Genomic DNA, 17,039 nt, shown 5'->3' on the forward strand with positions numbered 1-17,039 from the left:
GAGGGAGTATCCAGCCTTGATATTCGTGCAGTCCGCCGCGGCGGACTGCACCAGCCGCGGATCAGTGCTCTAAGATGCTGTGCGGGGCAGAGACGCCCCACACGAAAAGAACTGGATCGCAACGACGAATCAGAAGATTCGCTCCAATCCCTCTAATGCCCAGTGTCTCCGTTGCGCTCGGCTTTATGAGCATCAATAATCTTTTGCGCCGTCTCATGCGGGACCTCTTCATAATGCGAGAAAGATGTCGCATAGACACCCTGCCCCTGAGTCATCGACCGTAAATCAACCGAGTACTGATACAATTCCCCTTGAGGAACAAGGGCCTTGATCTTTTGACTATGCCCCTCAGGCTCCATCCCGGCAATCTTGCCGCGCCGAGATGAAAGATCTCCCATGACATCGCCGGTATAGGTGTCCGGCACGGTCACCTCGATACTATAAATTGGCTCGAGAATCACAGGCTTCGCTTCAAGAAATCCTTCCCTGAAAGCCATCATCCCGGCAATTTTGAATGCCATATCGGAAGAATCAACATCATGATAGGAGCCAAAATAAAGAGTGGCTTTGACATCCACGATGGGCGCTCCCGCAAGCGAGCCATTCTGCAGGGCCTCTAGTACGCCCTTCTCGACTGCCGGTACATATTTGCCGGGGATAACCCCGCCCGTGATGGCATCTACAAATTCAAACCCCGCCCCTCTTGCATTTGGCTCGAGTCTGAGATAAACATCGCCGTACTGTCCGCGCCCGCCGGACTGCTTTTTGTGTTTGTGCTGTTTGTCAGCTTTCCCTTTTATAGTCTCGCGGTATGGGATTTTCGGTTTCGCCGTCTCAATCTCAACCCCGAAGCGTTTTCGAAGTTTTTCCATCAATATCTCAATATGCGTCGAGCCTTGAGCGTAAAGCACCTGCTGATGAAGTGCGCCATCCTGAACGATCTTGAAAGTCGGATCCTCCTCATGAAGCTTATGAAGTCCCGCGGCAACTTTTTCCTCGTCTCCCTTATGCTTAGGCTTGACCGCGACGTCCATTACCGGTGTGGGGTAAGCAATTTGGGGAATAGTCACGCCAAAATCTTTATCAGCCAATGTATTTCCGGTGTGTGTGCTCTTTAGTTTGACGAGCACGCCAATATCACCCGCTGGAGTGCCATGAGTATCTATTCTATTTTTGCCTTGGAAAGTATAGGTATGGGCTACCCGCTCAAAACTGCTGTTGACCTGGTTGACAACATCGGCTCCCTGCTTGACTGTGCCTGAGAATACGCGGTAGAATGACATATCGCCAAGATGCCCTTCAGACATCGTCTTGAAAATAAAAGCTACTGTCTTGCCATTCGGATCGCATGGTATGCTCATCTCAGTTGTCGTGCCGGTCTTGAGCACCTTGACCGGGGGCATATCTTTGGGCGAAGGAAGATATTCGGCTATAAACTCAAGCATTGTCTGTATCCCGACATTCTTCTCAGCCGAACCGAAAAGTACCGGATAGAGTGATTTGTTAATAAGTCCGCTCAGGATACCCTTTTGAATGTCGGCATCGTTCAATGTGCCATCGGCGAAATATTTCTCGATGAGACTGTCATCGGCTTCGGCGGCAACTTCGATAAGTTTCGCGCGCTCGTTCTGCACTTGGTCTTTCATATTGTCAGGAATTGGAATTTCAATTCGCCCGCCTTTGTCATCAAAAGTATATGCCTTCTGATGAAGCAAGTCGACGATTCCCTTGAAGGTCGCGGCTTCGCCAATTGGTAATTCCACGGCCACTGCTTGTTTGCCGAAGGAATTAGTTATCGAGTCGAGATTTTTCTGCAAACTGGCATGTTCTTTGGCCATCTTATTCACAAAAAAGAAACGGGCAACATTACTCTTTTCGATTGCCCGCCACTGCAACTGCGTTCCGATCTCCACCCCTGCGGTGGCATCGATTACAATGCCGACGGCATCGCTCACTTTGAGCGCTGCAAGCAATTCACCGATAAAATCGGCATGGCCGGGACAGTCAAATAAATTAAGCTTGATCCCTTTACATTCACAGGCAAGCAATTTTGATGATATCGATGTGCGATGATTTATTTCGGCATCGGTGTAATCAAAGAGTGAACTGCCATCATCGACACGGCCGATTCGGTTATTGACTCCGCACGTAAATGCAACCGCATCGGCCAAACTCGTCTTTCCCGAACCTCTTTGTCCGGCAAGACAGACATTTCTGATTTTTTCCGTTGGATAATCTTTCATTGAGCTACCTCCGAACAGTCTTTACATTAGCCCGCATTGCGAAGCGGGATACAATCGAAGTTCCAAGTGTCATTTGAATTATATCATACTGTGCGAGATTTGTCAAACCGATTCGTTCAAGGTCTCCTGTCTGTTCCAAAAAGGGCAAAAAAACACCCCATTTGGCAGTTCTAAGTCGCAAAATGGGGTGAAACGATCGGGAATGACTCTTACTTACTTTTCTTGCTTCGGGCCTCTACCTCTAAAAATAGGGAGACTTCATCCCCTACGGTGAAGCCGCCGCCCTCAAGCGGTTGGTTCCATTTCACGTTGAAATCCTGGCGGTTTATCTTGCCAACAGCCGAGAATCCGGCCACGGCAGTTGTGTCCGATGTGGGTCTTGAACCATTATATTCGGCTTCGAGCGTGACGGGTTTGGTTGTCCCTTTCATGGTCAAATCACCAAAAATGGTAAACTTGTTATCCACGACAGGGGTAATCTTGGTTGACTTGAAGGTTATAGTCGGGAAGGAATCCACCGCAAAAAAGTCAGGTGATTTCAGATGTCCATCACGGTCTTCGTTGTCGGTGTTAATAGAAGCGGCTTGGATAGTCACTTCGGTTGACGCCGCGCTGAAATCTTTTCCATCATAATTGATGGTTCCTGAAAAATCGGTAAAGTTACCGGTGGCCTTCGCTACGAGAAGGTGCGAAACTTTGAAGGCGACCGAAGAGTGCTTGGTGTCGATTTTCCACTCTGCGGCCTGTGCGGATAGACCGAGCGCGAAAATCGCTGCGGTTGCAAGGGCAACACGTTTAAACATTGGACTTCCTCCCAGAATTATCGTTAAGTGTTTTTCCATATCAGCCAGTTTTAACAGCAATCAGGTTAATTGGTTCTGGATTGACCGGCAAGCTTTATATTTATCGATGTTTAATTGAGAATCAGCTAAAGCCATACTTTTACTGCTTAAGCGCTTTCCTTTGTCGAACAGCTTCAAATAAGGTAACTCCGGTCGCAACGGAGACATTAAGGCTTTCCACAGACCCCAACATTGGAATACTCGCCAGAAAATCACATTTATCAGCTGTCAGTCGCCGTATCCCCTCTCCCTCTGATCCCATAACTATGGCCAATGGGCCTTTGAAATCAATATCGTAAATTGATTTGGTCGCTTGGTCTGTAGTCCCGACAACCCAGATATTTCTCTTTTTGAGCTGATCGATTATCCGGGCAAGATTTGTCACTTGGACAAACGGGACATGTTCAGCTGCCCCACAGGCGATTTTCCTGACAGTGTCGGTCATGGAAACCGAGCGATCTCTTGGGGCCACAACCGCGTGTACCCCAGCGGCATCGGCGGAGCGTAAACAGGCGCCTAAATTATGCGGGTCCTGTACCTGATCCAAAATCAGCAGGAACGGCGGAACAGCCAATTTGTCCAAAATCGAAAATAGCTGATCATCGATTAGCGTATCTATTCGCGCCGTTAGATCAACATGACGATTGGTTCTTGCGGTTTTCTTCGGACCACCGGCTGGTTTGGCAAAGGACTTTTTAAACATAACTTGGCTAATATCAGTCATCTGCAAAGGATTGTAAAGAAATGGATTACAGGCGCAAGAAGAATTAAGCGCAAATATCCATAATTCTTTTGTCAGATATTGCTGTATTTCCTGTATATTATGCCAGATGTACGAACGCCTCCAATTCAGGGTTATCTCATGATATTAAGAATACTTACTACGCTATGCTTCTTTTTAGTTTCTGTTTTGTTCCTATCCTGTGATGGCAGTAAGCCTCCCGATGGGCCCGTTGACCCCGGTCCTGATACTACGCCGCCGACAGCCTCTTTATCAAATCCAAGCGATGGCAGCATTATCGGAGACAGCGTGACTATTATTGTCGACGCTGCTGATAATGTCGGTGTCAGTTTTGTAGAATTTTATCTCGATGGGTCGCATGTTCCTGGGGCAACTGACAGCCTCGCTCCGTTTCAGTATCATTGGGATGCGTCGTCGCTTATCCTCAGCAGTGCGCATGTCATAATCGCACGAGTGTATGACGCCGCTGACAATAGTAAAACGACAACACCCATAACCGTCTATTCAAAAATGAAAGATCCCGACGCGCCGCTTGTATCTCAATTCGCCTATCCCCCGGACAGTTCAGTCATCGGCAATTCGGTACTTGTGCAGGTGGCGGCAAGTTCCGGTGCCGGCATTTCCCGTGTTCAATTTTTTGTGAACGGAACTGCCCCTGTTCTGAATGGTATCGACAGCATCGCTCCGTATGAATATACATGGAACACAATGAATCATCCTCTTGCAAGCGCCAACTTGCTCTCCACCATTACGACAGACTTGGCTGGTAAAAAGGATACGTCCGAATCGCTTGTGCTATTCGCAGAGTGGCGAATGATGATATCCGATGACGATTCCGCCCTTCCGCGCGACCTGAGCGCTTTGTACATCAGGAGCACCTTGACTAACAAACTTCAGTTCAGAGTTGAAATAAAACCGGGCTGGGGACAATACAAAGACACTGCAACTGGAATTGATGTTGCTCTCTTTTTTGATACCGACCGCAACGCCGGGACAGGAGCCTTCACAGTTGCAGGCGGAACGATTCCGATAAATGATATCGGAGCCGATTACAGAGCGGTTGTCGGATTTCATGGTGATGTTGTGGATCAGTTTTCAGGGACTTGGGGCTTCATACGGAACATAGCTCCTTTGTCCGTGCCCAATAACGGCAACGCCTTTGAATTTTCGCTTCTGCTTCTCGATCTTGGCAACCCGGCGGCCATTGATATCGTCGGAGCTAATGTGAATCTGATTGCCAATCCTGATACTTGGGACTGGGCTCCAAATCAAGGCGCCGGACATGTCACATATTTTGTCGACAAGAAATATATCTCTCAATAGAATATTATCTTAAATACCATTACCGAATAATCAAAAAGCTTGGCAGTTATCATACTGCCAAGCCAATTAAATTAGCGTGTGACCTTGTTGGATCGCGTACTAGTGACGACGAATGTCGGGAGGTGTCTGCAACCTCGGGACTGTGGCATTTTTCACTGCTTCGGCCCATTCACCGGAGAGATTCTTGCTCAACTGGGTGAAGCGCTCGACGCCGACAGCCGTCTTGGCAGTCTGCCAAACGGTGTTGACTAATTCCAGAGCCTGTGTATCATCAAGCTTGAACTGACGGCCGACAAGTCTTACATACTCACCGATCGGAAGTTATTCGGATCGGACATGTGACCGCGAAGTCTTTCAAACGAAAGCTCCGAAGGAAGCTTCTCTGTCAAATTGCGGGCCTGTGGCTCCTGAACATAGGTTGTCAGCAGACCGAGAACAGTCTTGACTGCGGCATCGGCTGTTCTGTCATCCTGGATATAGCCAAGCTGACGCACTTTCTGGGTGAAATTTTGATATTCCATTAAGAATCCTCCTTGAAAAATGACAGGTAGTAAAATCAAGGCGGGAGCTTTGTTTTTACTGGTTAAAAGAGAGAACTACCTGAACTGTCACTGCCCGCCCAACTCTTTCTCTAATCTTACTCTTTGGATAAAGGTCAGGTTCCAAAAGATTGACGTGCGATGTACGAATAGATTGAGAACTTTAGAAAACGCGCCGACCCGGCAACATTTCGCAACTGTGTTAGTCTGAAGGTAGTAATACTTTGCCACCGGGATTCCGCGGATGTCGATAACAACAAAGCAAAGTATTAACAAAGAAAAAGCGCGGGGCCGACAAAAAAGACCCCGCACTTGTATAAGAAACCGATTCCGATTGTTAGATCGTCGATTCCGATTTCACACAACAGCCCTCGCATGATTCACAAGGACCATCGCATTTATCTTCACAGACCATCGTGCAGACTGCCGCCTCAGTCGCTACTGCCAGAGTAGAGACTTCCGTAGAAGCAGTCAGCGAAGCGCCAGCTCCACACTGGCTCGGATCACATGGCTGACACGGCCCAACACACGAGCCGGGCGGACATGGTTCGCAGCAGCAGCCGCCATCTGATGCGGCGCCCGAAGTTGTGGCTGTATTCATAGCACAGCCGAGAGCGGTTGAGCACAAGGTCTCAGTTGTCGAGGTGGATGACTTCGATGCGCCCAAAGCTACGAATAAACCGGCGCAAACGATAACACCAGATAGGATGTTCTTAAATGACATATATTCTCCTTAGATGTCCGCCAAGGCAAAAGACCACGCGAACATTCAATCGATTATTTTCTCAAGGCCCTACTCACATACATGTGTAAGGCCGTACTTCAATTTGGAAAAAGAAAATTAAACGGTGGTCGGCGGACCACGGAGAGTAAATGAAAAGTCATAGAGAAGCTGATTGCTGAGCGGCGGCGCGTGGGTATCATAGCCATGAATATCAAAAACCGGCCGCTCGATGAATATCTCGGAATAAGTAAAATCAAGATCGTCATTTGAATCTGTCTGGAGAGTCAGGACAAAAGAGGGCGTGAAAGTGACTTCAACCGAAACAAAACAACAGGAAGTAACACCCGAAGACTGTTCGGATTTTGAACAATCGTCCGCCATAGCGGCGCTACAACTGGTGACTCCGCACTCAAAGTTGTCAGCCGACTCGGGAGCAAACTCGCAACTGCCTTTGGGACATAGCACTATTCCGCCATTCACGGCTTGCAGTGAAATCAGAGAGAATACCGCAATAGCTATAAGCGTCATTAATGAAGCCGATTCAGTTTTTGGTCGATTTGTCATACCATTATTAAACATTAAATATTTTCAAACTGGTAATAGTTCCGCTTTTGGTCGATTTGTCATACCTGTCTTATACGCTTTCATACTGGTACAATATCGGCGAATTTAGAACTTTCGCAAGATAAAAGTGAGTGGTCTTGTTCACGTGCCAGAAATCGACTATCTCCTCTACCGGCACGTCTCAAGTATAAATCCAAGTTGGAAGGCGTAGCGGGCGTCTTTCCTGCAATCCGAGCAAGCATGATATCATTCCAATAGACAGTGTGCGCCAACTGCTCCCATATTGTCGCGACACTTTCCGCAACACGCTCACACGCCTGTGCTGAGGTAACTGCTTCAAGGGCGATCATTGGGTTGACATGGGAGTGTTGAGCAGTGAGCGTTTCGAGCGCTACTTTGCGAAGTTCGGCTGATATGTTTTCTCCTGTGTGACAAAGCTCATTTTGATGCTGCTAATTTATCGTGAAATACATCCTGATTGAACAAATGTCAATCAGAAGTTGGTGCGCGCAAAGCAGAGGGTAGTGCAAAGTTGAGAGAGCTTAACTTCAGGGCTTATATGCAGACACTTCCCGCTCCGTCATTGTGAGTTTCGCTTCGGAGTGAAACGTGGCAATCTCAGTTCGTCTTCCGTGCAGTAAGACCTCTATTCTGTCATTCCAGTCCGCCATCGGCCGGGAATCCAGGGTAAATCATCGTGCAGGCCGTCTTCGATCGGCACAACCTCATCTTAGATGGCTGTCGGGCAGAGACGCCCGACACCACTTTGATCCGCTACCCCTTAAACTTCAGCCGCTCGGCCCCCCTGTCTGACATGAAATGATAATGCAAATACTCGACCTCCTGCCCGAATCCATTGTTTATCTGGACGCGGAAGTGATCCTCGATTCCAAGCTTTGTCGCCACATCTTTGACGGCTTGATCAAGCAAGGCAATCACATCGGCTGGGGTTTCGAAAAAGTTCCGATATTCCGCTTTGGGAATAATAAGCAAGTGAACGGCTTCCTTGGGATTAATATCGGCGATGACAATGACATCACCTGTCTCATGAAAGATTTTGGCCGAAATCTCTCTATTTATAATGCGGGTAAATATAGATGGCATGGTGGATGTTATACCTCCGTTGTTCAATTATTGTATTTTCATGATTTCCAAGGACTTAAAGTCAAATTTCGAGGATGCTTGTGTAATCTCCCAATCTTTAGATTTAGGATTAAACCAATACACTTCACATAACTCAAAAACCGGAATAGCATCAATGTTTGGTATGAACGGATTTAAAATCAAAGATGGGATTTCAGTCGAATCATAATGAGTTGAACCTATATTATGAAAAAACAACACCGCTGGGACTCTGGTGTTCTGAGCTACGCCTCTGTGCTGCCAAAATCCGTTATGTGCTCTGCTTGGCTCGGTACTTATAATCTCGCCTTGAGAACTTATTCCGCAATGTAGCACAGTGTCGCCGAAAAGAGCATCGCATACACTATCGAAGTCAAATCCCATTGATCCCACAATGTTGCAACAGAGAACTGTCCGCAATTCCGCAGCATAATGAGAACCTTTTTTCTGCAGAGCCTTTCTCACCAATTCATGAGTGTTATCTAAGTGTGCTGAAGAGCCCATTCTTACACCTCTACCAAGTGAGCTAGACATCATTCCGTCGGAAGCAATGTGAGGATAGACCTTCAAAACTAACTCATCAATCTTACACGTTTTCGCATGCTCCCAGCAAGGACCGCTCAAGTTCTTTTGAGAAGTAAACATCTCATCGAAGATACTTATGACATTACCAAATCTTAGAATTATACCAGAAAGTGATAATGTCCGATTTACCTTATTCATAAATTCTATAGACAACGTGTACTGAAGATTAGGATAACGCTGGTTTATTGATTTCACCAGGGAATATTCAAACAAGCGAAAGGCATTTGTTTCATTTGGGCTAAATACACAGTGTGCTTCAAAAGACAATTTACCGCCTTGATCATTCTGAAATAAAAAATCCGGTCTCCCTCCGGGTGTTTGATCGGCGACCGTTTGTGTGACAGGGATTAATCCGCAAGTTAGAAGCAAAGAATGAAGATAAAGCTCAAAAGCGGCAGATTGATGCTGTTCAAACGATTTGCTCTTGAAGCGTGCTCGTACATCATTTTTAGAATATTCCGGAAAGCTTTTAAATGCGGTTTCCCATGCAGAACGCATTTCCGGGTAGCCTTCCCTTGAACAGCCATTTAGAAAGTCATAATGGGCTATCCCATACCATGGCTCATCGATTACTCTGGTTGGCTCATTAAATAGGGTTCCCAAGAATTATCCCTTCTTCTTCCCCACCGTCACAACCTCAACTCCCCGACTGCCTTTTCAACAGCCTCAACTATCGAACCATCGCGGACCATCTGTGTGACCAACTCAATATCGGGATAGAGCGGACGGTCATTGATGAGCCGCGTCAGTTTCGCGCGAATGACTTTGTATGCGGCTTCGGTCCCCTTCCCGGCTTTTAGCGGACGTCGGAAATCAAGCGCCTGCGCGTTGCACATCATCTGAATGCCAACCACAATCTCTGTATTGCGAACAATCTCAGTGAGTTTCTTTGCCGCATAATATCCCATGCAGACATGATCTTCCTGGTCGGCCGATACCGAGATATTATCCACCACTGCGGGATGGGCAAGAATCTTATTTTCCGAAACAAGGCAGGCCGCAGTGTACTGCGAGACCATGAGACCCGAATTGAGACCCTTGCCTTCGACCAGAAAATCCGGCAACCCGGATAGCACGGGATTGAGCAGACGGTTTGTATGCCGCTCGGATAGGTCGGCAAACTCGGCGACTGCAATCGAGAGAAAATCCTGCGCCATCGCGGTAGGCTGACCATGAAAATTTCCGGCGGCGATATAATCATCATCTTCGGTGAAGAAAAGCGGATTGTCCGAGACTCCGTTCATTTCATTTAAATGCGCCTCTTTTCCATAGCTGATGGCGTCGAGCGATGGCCCCAATATCTGCGGACAACAGCGAAGCGAATAGGCGTCCTGCACTTTTGTTTTGTTGGCTGGAATCGTCGCCGAACCCGCGATGAGCCGTCGGATATTCTCTGCCACAACCTGCTGGCCCCGATGGTTGCGAATTTTGTGCGGACGCGGATCATATCCTTTTGTGGTCGCCCCGACGGCATCGATTGTCATACCCGATGCAATGAGCATATTTTTGGCGAGCCTGAATATATCAAAGAGCGCCAATGCGCCGACCCCGGTAAAGGCCTGAGTACCGTTGATTAGCCCAAGTCCCTCTTTGAAAGACAAAACCACCGGCGCAATTCCGGCCGCTTTCATTGCCTTCGCGCCAGTCATCTTTTTGTCTTTATAATGCGCGAATCCTTCACCCATGACAACCTCGGCCATTTGAGAGAGTGGAGCAAGGTCTCCTGATGTTCCAAGCGACCCTTTTTCATACATGATCGGGTGCACTCCCTTGTTAAGCATCTGCACAAGGGTATCTACAAGAATCGGACGTACTGCCGAGTAGCCTTTGGAAAGTGTATTGACCCGGAGCAACATCGCGACTCTTGTGTCGGCTTCGGAGATTGTATCTCCGACAGCCGCGGCATGTGAGTAGACAATTCTCTTTTGCAGTTCCGCGCTCTCAGCTACCGAAATGCTGATTCTTGCAAACTCTCCGATTCCGGTCGTCACTCCGTAAATTGCCTCGCCTGCTTTGACTTTTCTTTCGATAACCGCGCGGTTTGCCTTGATGGCCGCCTGTGCAGTTTTGGAGAGTTTAATCTTCGCGCCGTTGCGGCAGACATTGTTGACATCATCGAAGGATAAACCTTCGCCTGTTATAGTAATCTCTTTCATAGCCATTTCATTATTCCATCTATAAGATTGGTTCTTCGCCCGAGGCCGATCGAACTAACGCCCGACAGACACTATTATCAAAAGAGCCGTAAAAACACGGTTCCTCGTGGCCGAAGCAATTGCTATTCGTCCTGAAGACCTGAGGCGTCGAGCGAATTATACCGATGAGCAAACGAGTCGAGACTTGACGCTTGTATCAGCGGATTGAGATGGGATGTGTCGATATCTTTCATAAAATCACGTGCATATATAATACCGTATCTAAATAATGATTGTCAATCTCAAAGGAATGTCCCTATTTTTCCACTTATGAATCCGGCTGAACTAAATGACTATCTAAAAAGAGTGCGCTTTGTCGCCTTTGACTGCGAAACAACCGGTCTCTGGGCGGCATCGCACCGAATGGTGGAGCTTGCTGGAGTCAAATTTTCAATGGGCATTGACACGGTCGAGACTTTCCAATCCCTCATCAATCCTGAGCGGACTATCCCCCGCGAAGTTATCCCCGTACATGGCATCACCGATGAAATGGTAGCCGATGCCCCAATCGCCAAAACTGTCTTAACACAATTCTCCGATTTCTGCGGTACAGACACTATTCTGGTTGCGCACAACGCCCCTTTCGATATGTCATTTCTCGGCCACGAACTTCAGCGCGCCGGGCTGCCTCTCGGTTCGAACCTTATTCTTGATTCATGCGATATAGCTCGAAGGATTTTCCCTGGCCTGTACTCCTATTCCCTGTTATCGCTTGCTCAGCATTTTCAAATAGCCGCCACTCAGGACCATCGTGCGCTTGGCGATGCCCTGCTCGTAGGATCATTGCTTGCGACTTTCCAATCCAAATTTCCGAAAATAGAAAAAGAAGACGACTTTGCTGTCCATTTTATGTCCTACCGAATGTCAGCATGGAAATCATCGGCAGTCGAGCTCCCCGATAAGTATTCTGACATTTCTCTTGCTATCAAAGAAAAGCTGGAGATTGAGATTATCTACCAATCGCAGGCATCAGGGAAAGCGGCTTACGCAAGAACCATTATCCCGCTTCGGGCTTTTGAGAAGGGCGTACATCTGTATCTCAATGCCTTTTGTCTTTCGACACAAGCCGAGCGAACCTTCAGATTTGACAGAATCACATCGTTTCGTTTGCTCACAAAAGCCTGAGACCAACGAGTCATTCTGATTAGCTAAACGACCCTTTCACAATGTCATTCCAGCGCAAGCTGGAATCCAGGACAACTGGAATCCAGAGTAAATAGACGTGTGGGCTATCTTGGGCCCGCACCTGCATAAAAAACAACCCACCGTCCGGACGAATGTCGGGAGTGGAGTACCCTATATCGAAGCAGACACCCCCTAACATCTACAATTGCGAGGAGCGACTTCCGAGACCTCCGCCGCGGCTGATAGCAATCTCAGTTCGTCTTTACCTTGTAGATCACTCCGACGCGGCTGATTGACGTCTTAATCCTCGGTGCGGGGCAGAGACACCCCGCACGAAGAACGAGGAAGTGTGGTCAGCCCTATATCTTGTCATTCCAGCATACGCTTGAATCCAGGATAAATAGACGTGCAGGCCGACTCTGGCCAGCACCACATCTAACTACCCACCGACTGCGGACTTGAAAGCCTCGTGCACCGACTCTCCTATGACGTAACCCCATTGGCGGATGACGCGGTAACACATATCGTCTTCTCTGTTCAGTCAGTCGCCTCTGCCGGATAGACTTCAACGAAATCTGTGAATCATATTACCGAGTCGTCTGTCTGCTCACAAAGGTTTAATAATTCTGTCCAAAGAAACTATGGCCTGATTCAAGAAAACTCTTTTGATTTTTGCGATTTACACTATATTTCCAGCTACTTACTTTTACCCCTTTGTTGATTTCTCTATAAAGTGTGTATTGGGAAGAAAGCTCACAGTCAATGAATCACACGTCGAAAACATTTTTATTCAGCAGCAGTATAATTGGCTGTTTCCTGCTTTGTTTTGTCAACTCAATTGTGGCGGCAACACAAATTGGAAAATCGCTTGTAGCATCCGGGCTTACTGAGCCACTTTTTGTCGCGTCTGCCCGCCTTGACAAAACCCGCCTGTACGTGGTTGAGAAGAATGGTATAATCAAGCTCATCAAAAACGGCGTACTTTTGCCAACCCCTTTTCTTGACATCACTGACCGAGTGCTCAACAATGCGAGCGAGCGCGGGTTGCTGGGACTTGCATTCAGCCCGACATACCCTTTTTCAAGCAATTCGTTTTATGTGAACTATACCGATGGCGGCGGCGCTAGCGTCGTATCCCGTTTTCGCATTTTCGATGACCCTGACTCGGCAGTGAGAGACTCCGAAGAAATAATCATCACTATTCCCCAGCCATTCATAAACCACAATGGCGGCATGATTGCATTCGGACCGAACGATGGATATCTCTATGTTGGCATGGGTGACGGCGGCGGCGCAAACGACCCGCAAAGCAACGGTCAGAAGCCGACCACACTTCTCGGTAAGATGCTTCGCCTCAACGTAAGTCTCCCTGGACCCGGTTACCAAATTCCGCCAACAAATCCTTTCGTGATATCTGATACCGCCGAACATGAAATCTGGGCTTTCGGCCTGAGAAACCCTTGGCGCTGGTCCTTTGATCGGCTGAATGGCAACCTCTGGATCGCCGATGTCGGCCAGGCACTCAGGGAGGAAATCGACTGGCAATCGGCCGCAAGCCAAGGGGGCGAAAATTATGGCTGGAGGCTCAAAGAGGGCCTTTCTTGTTTTATTCCCTCAGCAAGTTGCGACCCCGGTTCAATGCTCACCGATCCGATCACGCAATACTTTCATGGAAGCGGACGCTGCTCTATAACTGGCGGCTATGTTTATAGCGGTTGCGCTATCCCCGATTTACAAGGCACATATTTCTACGGCGATTATTGCACCGGTGAAATCTGGTCATTCCGATATGATGGCACAAATATTTCAGATTCGACGGATCGGACGCCTGAACTCGGTCTGAATGGATTCGATCTCGTCTCGTTTGGCGAAGATGCCGAAGGCGAAATATACATGGTCGGAATCACATCCGGCGACATTTATAAAATAGTTCCGGCCGACAAAGAACCCGTGTCATGCGGTTCATGCTGTTCAGGAACCGTAGGCAATGTTGATTATTCTTTCGACGGGATTGTGGATATAAGCGACCTGACATCGCTCATTGATTTCCTCTTTATTTCGCAACTACCAGTTTACTGCGACGGAGAAGCGAACATCGATGCCTCGCCTGATGGAATTATTGATGTCTCCGATTGGACTCTTCTCATCGACTATCTTTTCATCAGTTTCAATCAACTTCCTTCTTGTCCGCAATAACTCTATACGGTTTAAATCATGCGCGCCACTCAAGGCGCCAAATGTAAAATCACAAAAGTTAACGAATTAGGCTATCCCATTTGGGGGACAAATGAATTGCCGCTACTCAAAAAAGCTTCCGTACTTCCGCGAGAGTAAAAGCCGGTCAAGACTTCCAAACAAAACCATTGTCAGCCCGGCCATTCCTCCGATCATCAGAAAACTTGTTTTGATCGACAGCAACGACGTCTGGAGGGAGTTTAGTACGGAGAAGTCAGGCATGAATCTTCCGAAATCGAACTGAGTCAGCAAGCTTGTCAATGATGATAATTCAAATGGAGTCACTATGATCGCAAGCGCTATTGCTGTGGAAGCGATAAGGCAGAATAGCTTTACCAATTCAGGTGTCCTGCCGGCCAGAGGCGCGATGGTTATCCTGCGCAGAAGATTAGGAGCGAAAGATTCCTCAAGGTAGTCACAATTCAAAGTATGTATTGACGAATACAGACTCTGATAGGCTTTATACGAATTCGAGCATTCGCCGCAGATAGTTAAATGCAGCTTTGCCTCATCCTTTCTTCTAAGCGTACCATCGAGATACTGCTGTACTTCGGAGTCAGTGAGATGGCTTATGCGCATAGCTCTTCCCTATTGAACCTAATGACAAGCCGGTCTTTCAGCATTTTTCGACCTCGAAAGAGATAGCTTTTCACCGTGCCTTCGGGGAGCTGAAGGATATCCCCGATATCCTTGTAGGTCATGTCGTGAAAGTGATAGAGGCTGATAACCGTTCCATGAAATAGCGGCAGTTGGTCTATCTCCTCGCAGAGTCGGACTGATAGTTGACGGCTTCCCGTATATTGTTCGGGGCAGCTCAATGTCCCTTGGCAGTCATCGACAGTTTTCCCTTCAGCCGCATGGTCGCTATAGAGCGGGGTTCGCTTCTTTTCGAGGTAATTGAGCGATGTGTTGTAGGCAATTTTTGCAATCCATGTGGAGAGTTTGCAATGCCCCTGAAACGAAACCAGATTCTGGTACACTTTGATAAACGTGTCCTGGCTCAAATCAATCCGGTCTTCCTCGTTTTTCACCAGTCTGGCGACAATCTGCCCCACAAGCCGCTTATGGCCGTTGACTATGGCCTCGAAAGCTTTCGGGTCACCGGCTAATGTCTGCTTAATGAGTACATTTGTTTCTTGCATATCGTCTCCATATTGGTAGACTTTGATTTATGAAAAAAGTTGCATTTTTCTTCCCCCTGCAACATTCAAAACTCAAACCTGTCTAATAGGCCAGATAGATTGAATGACAGACTGAAAGGAGTCTACGATGCAAGAAGCTCTGCAAATGGCTGTGGTATTCTTTTCCATAGTCGCGATCGTGAAAATAATAAGTGATGGACGCACAAGAAAACAGTTGATCGAAAAAGGGCTTGTCGACGATAAAGCCAAGCTGTTCTTAAGGGGTCAGTCAGAAATGAATGCTCTTGCGAGCCTTAAATGGGGTATGGTTTTGGTCGCTGTCGGACTTGCCGCTATACTCAGCCAAATGCTCGATTACTGGTGGGCTGAAGAGGGAATGTTCGGGCTTATGTTCCTTTTTGCCGGGGTGGCCTTTCTTATCTACTACCCGATTGCGCAAAAGCGGTTTAAGGACATGGAGAGTCGCCGTCCCGAATAGACCAATATTAATAAATTAACAATTAGTCTTCGACTAAAGTCGCTTCATGTCAGCCATGAGGTGACTTTACTATTTTACAGCAACAGCCAATGAAGCCAGGTCAGACTTCATTGAGCGCTATCCTGCTAAGTGCCATTGTCATACAACGATTGCGGGCGTTTTTTGCATCAGCCAAAAATGCGCTGTTTCTTCCTCAAGGTATGGACATCCAAAGCCGATACTATTGGCAAACAGAATATTACTTGAAAGAGGACGTTATGCGTTTAACGCTTATACTTGTCACAGTCGGCCTTTTGACCGCCAGTTCGGTGCTCTCACAAACCCGTGAGTCAAATCCAAGGGAACAGGAAATAGTCAATTCGTACCTTAAGAAATCCGTTTCCCAGCATAACTCGAAGTTGAGCTGGTTCTCGGCGAACTTTGGGTTGAATCGTATCTTTCGCGACAATGATTACAACAAATTTGTCGATAATCAGCGCGCCACCTTTTCAAATGGCCGTTTCGGCTACCTGAATATGGCATCCTCTATCGGTCTTGAGGCCGCTGTTGTCTTCAAGGAGAAGTTTGCCTGGACAATTGGCGGCGAACTATGGCTCAAGATGGGCGAAACGCTTGAGGGCAGCTATTCATACAATGTCCCAGGCGGCAGCGGGCCATCCACAGTAACAAATCCGAAATCCGAAATCAGCGTGACCGGCTTCAGCAGTGGACTTCAGTATTTTATCTTAAATCCGCCAAAACTCGGCGAATCTTTGTCAAAAATGGCTGTCCGCATCGGCGGAACAGTCGGACTGTATCAGGTCAACTGGGAACTCTGGCAGCAGTATCAGAACCTCAATTTAGCCACTTCGAATTCTGCAGCCACTAATACCACTTTCAAAGATAATACTGTTGGATTTGGACTTAACCTCGGTCTTGACTATCCGATCAACTTTGGCGGTTTGATAGTTGCCGCAGATTTAAATTACCTTCATTTGAACTTCGACAACGTTGCATGGTATAACCTTCAAAATGAAGAAATCATTGCCTCACTTAACGGCCAGGAGGATGGTAGAGTCGATCTGAATCTTTCCGGCGGCCGTGGTAAAATCGAGCTGAAGAAATTCTTTAGCTGGTGAAAACTAACGAACCGTCGAAATTGGTTGACAGATTTGCGGGAGAACCTATCTTGAGCCGACCT

15 protein-coding genes and 1 pseudogene are annotated in these 17,039 nt (G+C 47.5%); 5 read left to right on the plus strand and 11 right to left on the minus strand.

What is annotated here, in order from left to right:
* Positions 1-152 precede the first annotated feature (152 nt).
* From fusA to rlmB, 3 genes and pseudogenes are all read right to left on the minus strand, one after another.
* Positions 153-2,243, minus strand: a complete 2,091-nt coding sequence (gene fusA, locus SGI97_03955) for an elongation factor G (GenBank protein MDZ4723045.1) — start codon at positions 2,241-2,243, stop codon at positions 153-155.
* A 209-nt stretch (positions 2,244-2,452) separates the two neighbouring features.
* A complete protein-coding gene (locus SGI97_03960; protein ID MDZ4723046.1) occupies positions 2,453-3,046 on the minus strand; it encodes a YceI family protein in 594 nt (197 codons plus the stop codon).
* Positions 3,047-3,185: 139 nt separating this feature from the next.
* A pseudogene (rlmB, locus tag SGI97_03965) lies at positions 3,186-3,740 on the minus strand (23S rRNA (guanosine(2251)-2'-O)-methyltransferase RlmB).
* Positions 3,741-3,947: 207 nt separating this feature from the next.
* On the opposite strand from rlmB, the gene SGI97_03970 reads away from it, so the two are divergent.
* Positions 3,948-5,150 carry an Ig-like domain-containing protein gene (locus SGI97_03970; GenBank protein MDZ4723047.1) on the plus strand — a complete coding sequence of 401 codons (1,203 nt, stop codon included), beginning with the start codon at positions 3,948-3,950 and terminating at the stop codon, positions 5,148-5,150.
* A gap of 299 nt (positions 5,151-5,449) precedes the next feature.
* Here SGI97_03970 and SGI97_03975 read toward each other — a convergent pair whose 3' ends face one another.
* The 6 genes from SGI97_03975 to hutH form a co-directional block, all read right to left on the minus strand.
* Entirely contained in the window at positions 5,450-5,671 is a 222-nt protein-coding gene (locus SGI97_03975) for a hypothetical protein (protein ID MDZ4723048.1), read from the minus strand.
* A gap of 355 nt (positions 5,672-6,026) precedes the next feature.
* Positions 6,027-6,413 carry a hypothetical protein gene (locus tag SGI97_03980; protein ID MDZ4723049.1) on the minus strand — a complete coding sequence of 129 codons (387 nt, stop codon included), beginning with the start codon at positions 6,411-6,413 and terminating at the stop codon, positions 6,027-6,029.
* Between the two features lie 117 nt (positions 6,414-6,530).
* Positions 6,531-6,977 (minus strand): hypothetical protein, encoded by a 447-nt coding sequence (locus SGI97_03985; GenBank protein MDZ4723050.1) that lies wholly within the window; start codon positions 6,975-6,977, stop codon positions 6,531-6,533.
* Between the two features lie 774 nt (positions 6,978-7,751).
* Positions 7,752-8,081, minus strand: a complete 330-nt coding sequence (locus tag SGI97_03990; GenBank protein ID MDZ4723051.1) for an HIT domain-containing protein — start codon at positions 8,079-8,081, stop codon at positions 7,752-7,754.
* A 27-nt stretch (positions 8,082-8,108) separates the two neighbouring features.
* Positions 8,109-9,287 (minus strand): hypothetical protein, encoded by a 1,179-nt coding sequence (locus SGI97_03995; protein MDZ4723052.1) that lies wholly within the window; start codon positions 9,285-9,287, stop codon positions 8,109-8,111.
* 26 nt (positions 9,288-9,313) lie between these two features.
* Positions 9,314-10,840: a histidine ammonia-lyase gene (gene hutH, locus SGI97_04000; protein ID MDZ4723053.1), complete on the minus strand. Its 1,527-nt coding sequence runs from the start codon at positions 10,838-10,840 to the stop codon at positions 9,314-9,316.
* Between the two features lie 309 nt (positions 10,841-11,149).
* Here hutH and SGI97_04005 point away from each other — a divergent pair, with 309 nt between their 5' ends.
* Both SGI97_04005 and SGI97_04010 read left to right on the plus strand, forming a co-directional pair.
* The gene (locus tag SGI97_04005; protein MDZ4723054.1) at positions 11,150-12,004 is read left to right on the plus strand and encodes an exonuclease domain-containing protein; all 855 of its coding nucleotides are present in this window, start codon (positions 11,150-11,152) and stop codon (positions 12,002-12,004) included.
* Positions 12,005-12,766: 762 nt separating this feature from the next.
* Entirely contained in the window at positions 12,767-14,200 is a 1,434-nt protein-coding gene (locus SGI97_04010; GenBank protein ID MDZ4723055.1) for a PQQ-dependent sugar dehydrogenase, read from the plus strand.
* 102 nt (positions 14,201-14,302) lie between these two features.
* Here the strand turns inward: SGI97_04010 and SGI97_04015 are convergent, their stop codons facing one another.
* Together SGI97_04015 and SGI97_04020 are read right to left on the minus strand one after the other, a co-directional pair.
* On the minus strand, positions 14,303-14,818 hold the full coding sequence (locus SGI97_04015) for a hypothetical protein (protein ID MDZ4723056.1): 516 nt from the start codon (positions 14,816-14,818) through the stop codon (positions 14,303-14,305).
* Positions 14,809-15,381, minus strand: a complete 573-nt coding sequence (locus tag SGI97_04020) for a sigma-70 family RNA polymerase sigma factor (protein ID MDZ4723057.1) — start codon at positions 15,379-15,381, stop codon at positions 14,809-14,811. Before SGI97_04020 ends, SGI97_04015 begins: the two co-directional genes overlap by 10 nt.
* Before the next feature lie 127 nt (positions 15,382-15,508).
* Between SGI97_04020 and SGI97_04025 the strand changes: the two genes are divergently transcribed.
* Positions 15,509-15,859, plus strand: a complete 351-nt coding sequence (locus SGI97_04025; protein MDZ4723058.1) for a DUF6249 domain-containing protein — start codon at positions 15,509-15,511, stop codon at positions 15,857-15,859.
* Between the two features lie 257 nt (positions 15,860-16,116).
* Complete coding sequence (locus SGI97_04030; GenBank protein ID MDZ4723059.1) at positions 16,117-16,977, plus strand: hypothetical protein; 861 nt, start codon at positions 16,117-16,119, stop codon at positions 16,975-16,977.
* The last annotated feature ends 62 nt before the right edge of the window (positions 16,978-17,039 follow it).

It is taken from the genome of Candidatus Zixiibacteriota bacterium, assembly GCA_034439475.1.
GTDB lineage: Bacteria > Zixibacteria > MSB-5A5 > GN15 > FEB-12 > JAWXAN01.

Coding starts and splice junctions, on each gene's coding strand:
- SGI97_04030 (MDZ4723059.1), top strand. CDS start 16,117: ATGCGTTTAACGCTTATACTTGTCACAGTCGGCCTTTTGACCGCCAGT.
- SGI97_03990 (MDZ4723051.1), bottom strand. CDS start 8,081: ATGCCATCTATATTTACCCGCATTATAAATAGAGAGATTTCGGCCAAA.
- SGI97_04005 (MDZ4723054.1), top strand. CDS start 11,150: ATGAATCCGGCTGAACTAAATGACTATCTAAAAAGAGTGCGCTTTGTC.
- SGI97_04010 (MDZ4723055.1), top strand. CDS start 12,767: ATGAATCACACGTCGAAAACATTTTTATTCAGCAGCAGTATAATTGGC.
- SGI97_03970 (MDZ4723047.1), top strand. CDS start 3,948: ATGATATTAAGAATACTTACTACGCTATGCTTCTTTTTAGTTTCTGTT.
- SGI97_03960 (MDZ4723046.1), bottom strand. CDS start 3,046: ATGTTTAAACGTGTTGCCCTTGCAACCGCAGCGATTTTCGCGCTCGGT.
- SGI97_03975 (MDZ4723048.1), bottom strand. CDS start 5,671: ATGGAATATCAAAATTTCACCCAGAAAGTGCGTCAGCTTGGCTATATC.
- SGI97_03985 (MDZ4723050.1), bottom strand. CDS start 6,977: ATGACAAATCGACCAAAAACTGAATCGGCTTCATTAATGACGCTTATA.
- fusA (MDZ4723045.1), bottom strand. CDS start 2,243: ATGAAAGATTATCCAACGGAAAAAATCAGAAATGTCTGTCTTGCCGGA.
- hutH (MDZ4723053.1), bottom strand. CDS start 10,840: ATGAAAGAGATTACTATAACAGGCGAAGGTTTATCCTTCGATGATGTC.
- SGI97_04015 (MDZ4723056.1), bottom strand. CDS start 14,818: ATGCGCATAAGCCATCTCACTGACTCCGAAGTACAGCAGTATCTCGAT.
- SGI97_03980 (MDZ4723049.1), bottom strand. CDS start 6,413: ATGTCATTTAAGAACATCCTATCTGGTGTTATCGTTTGCGCCGGTTTA.
- SGI97_04025 (MDZ4723058.1), top strand. CDS start 15,509: ATGCAAGAAGCTCTGCAAATGGCTGTGGTATTCTTTTCCATAGTCGCG.
- SGI97_04020 (MDZ4723057.1), bottom strand. CDS start 15,381: ATGCAAGAAACAAATGTACTCATTAAGCAGACATTAGCCGGTGACCCG.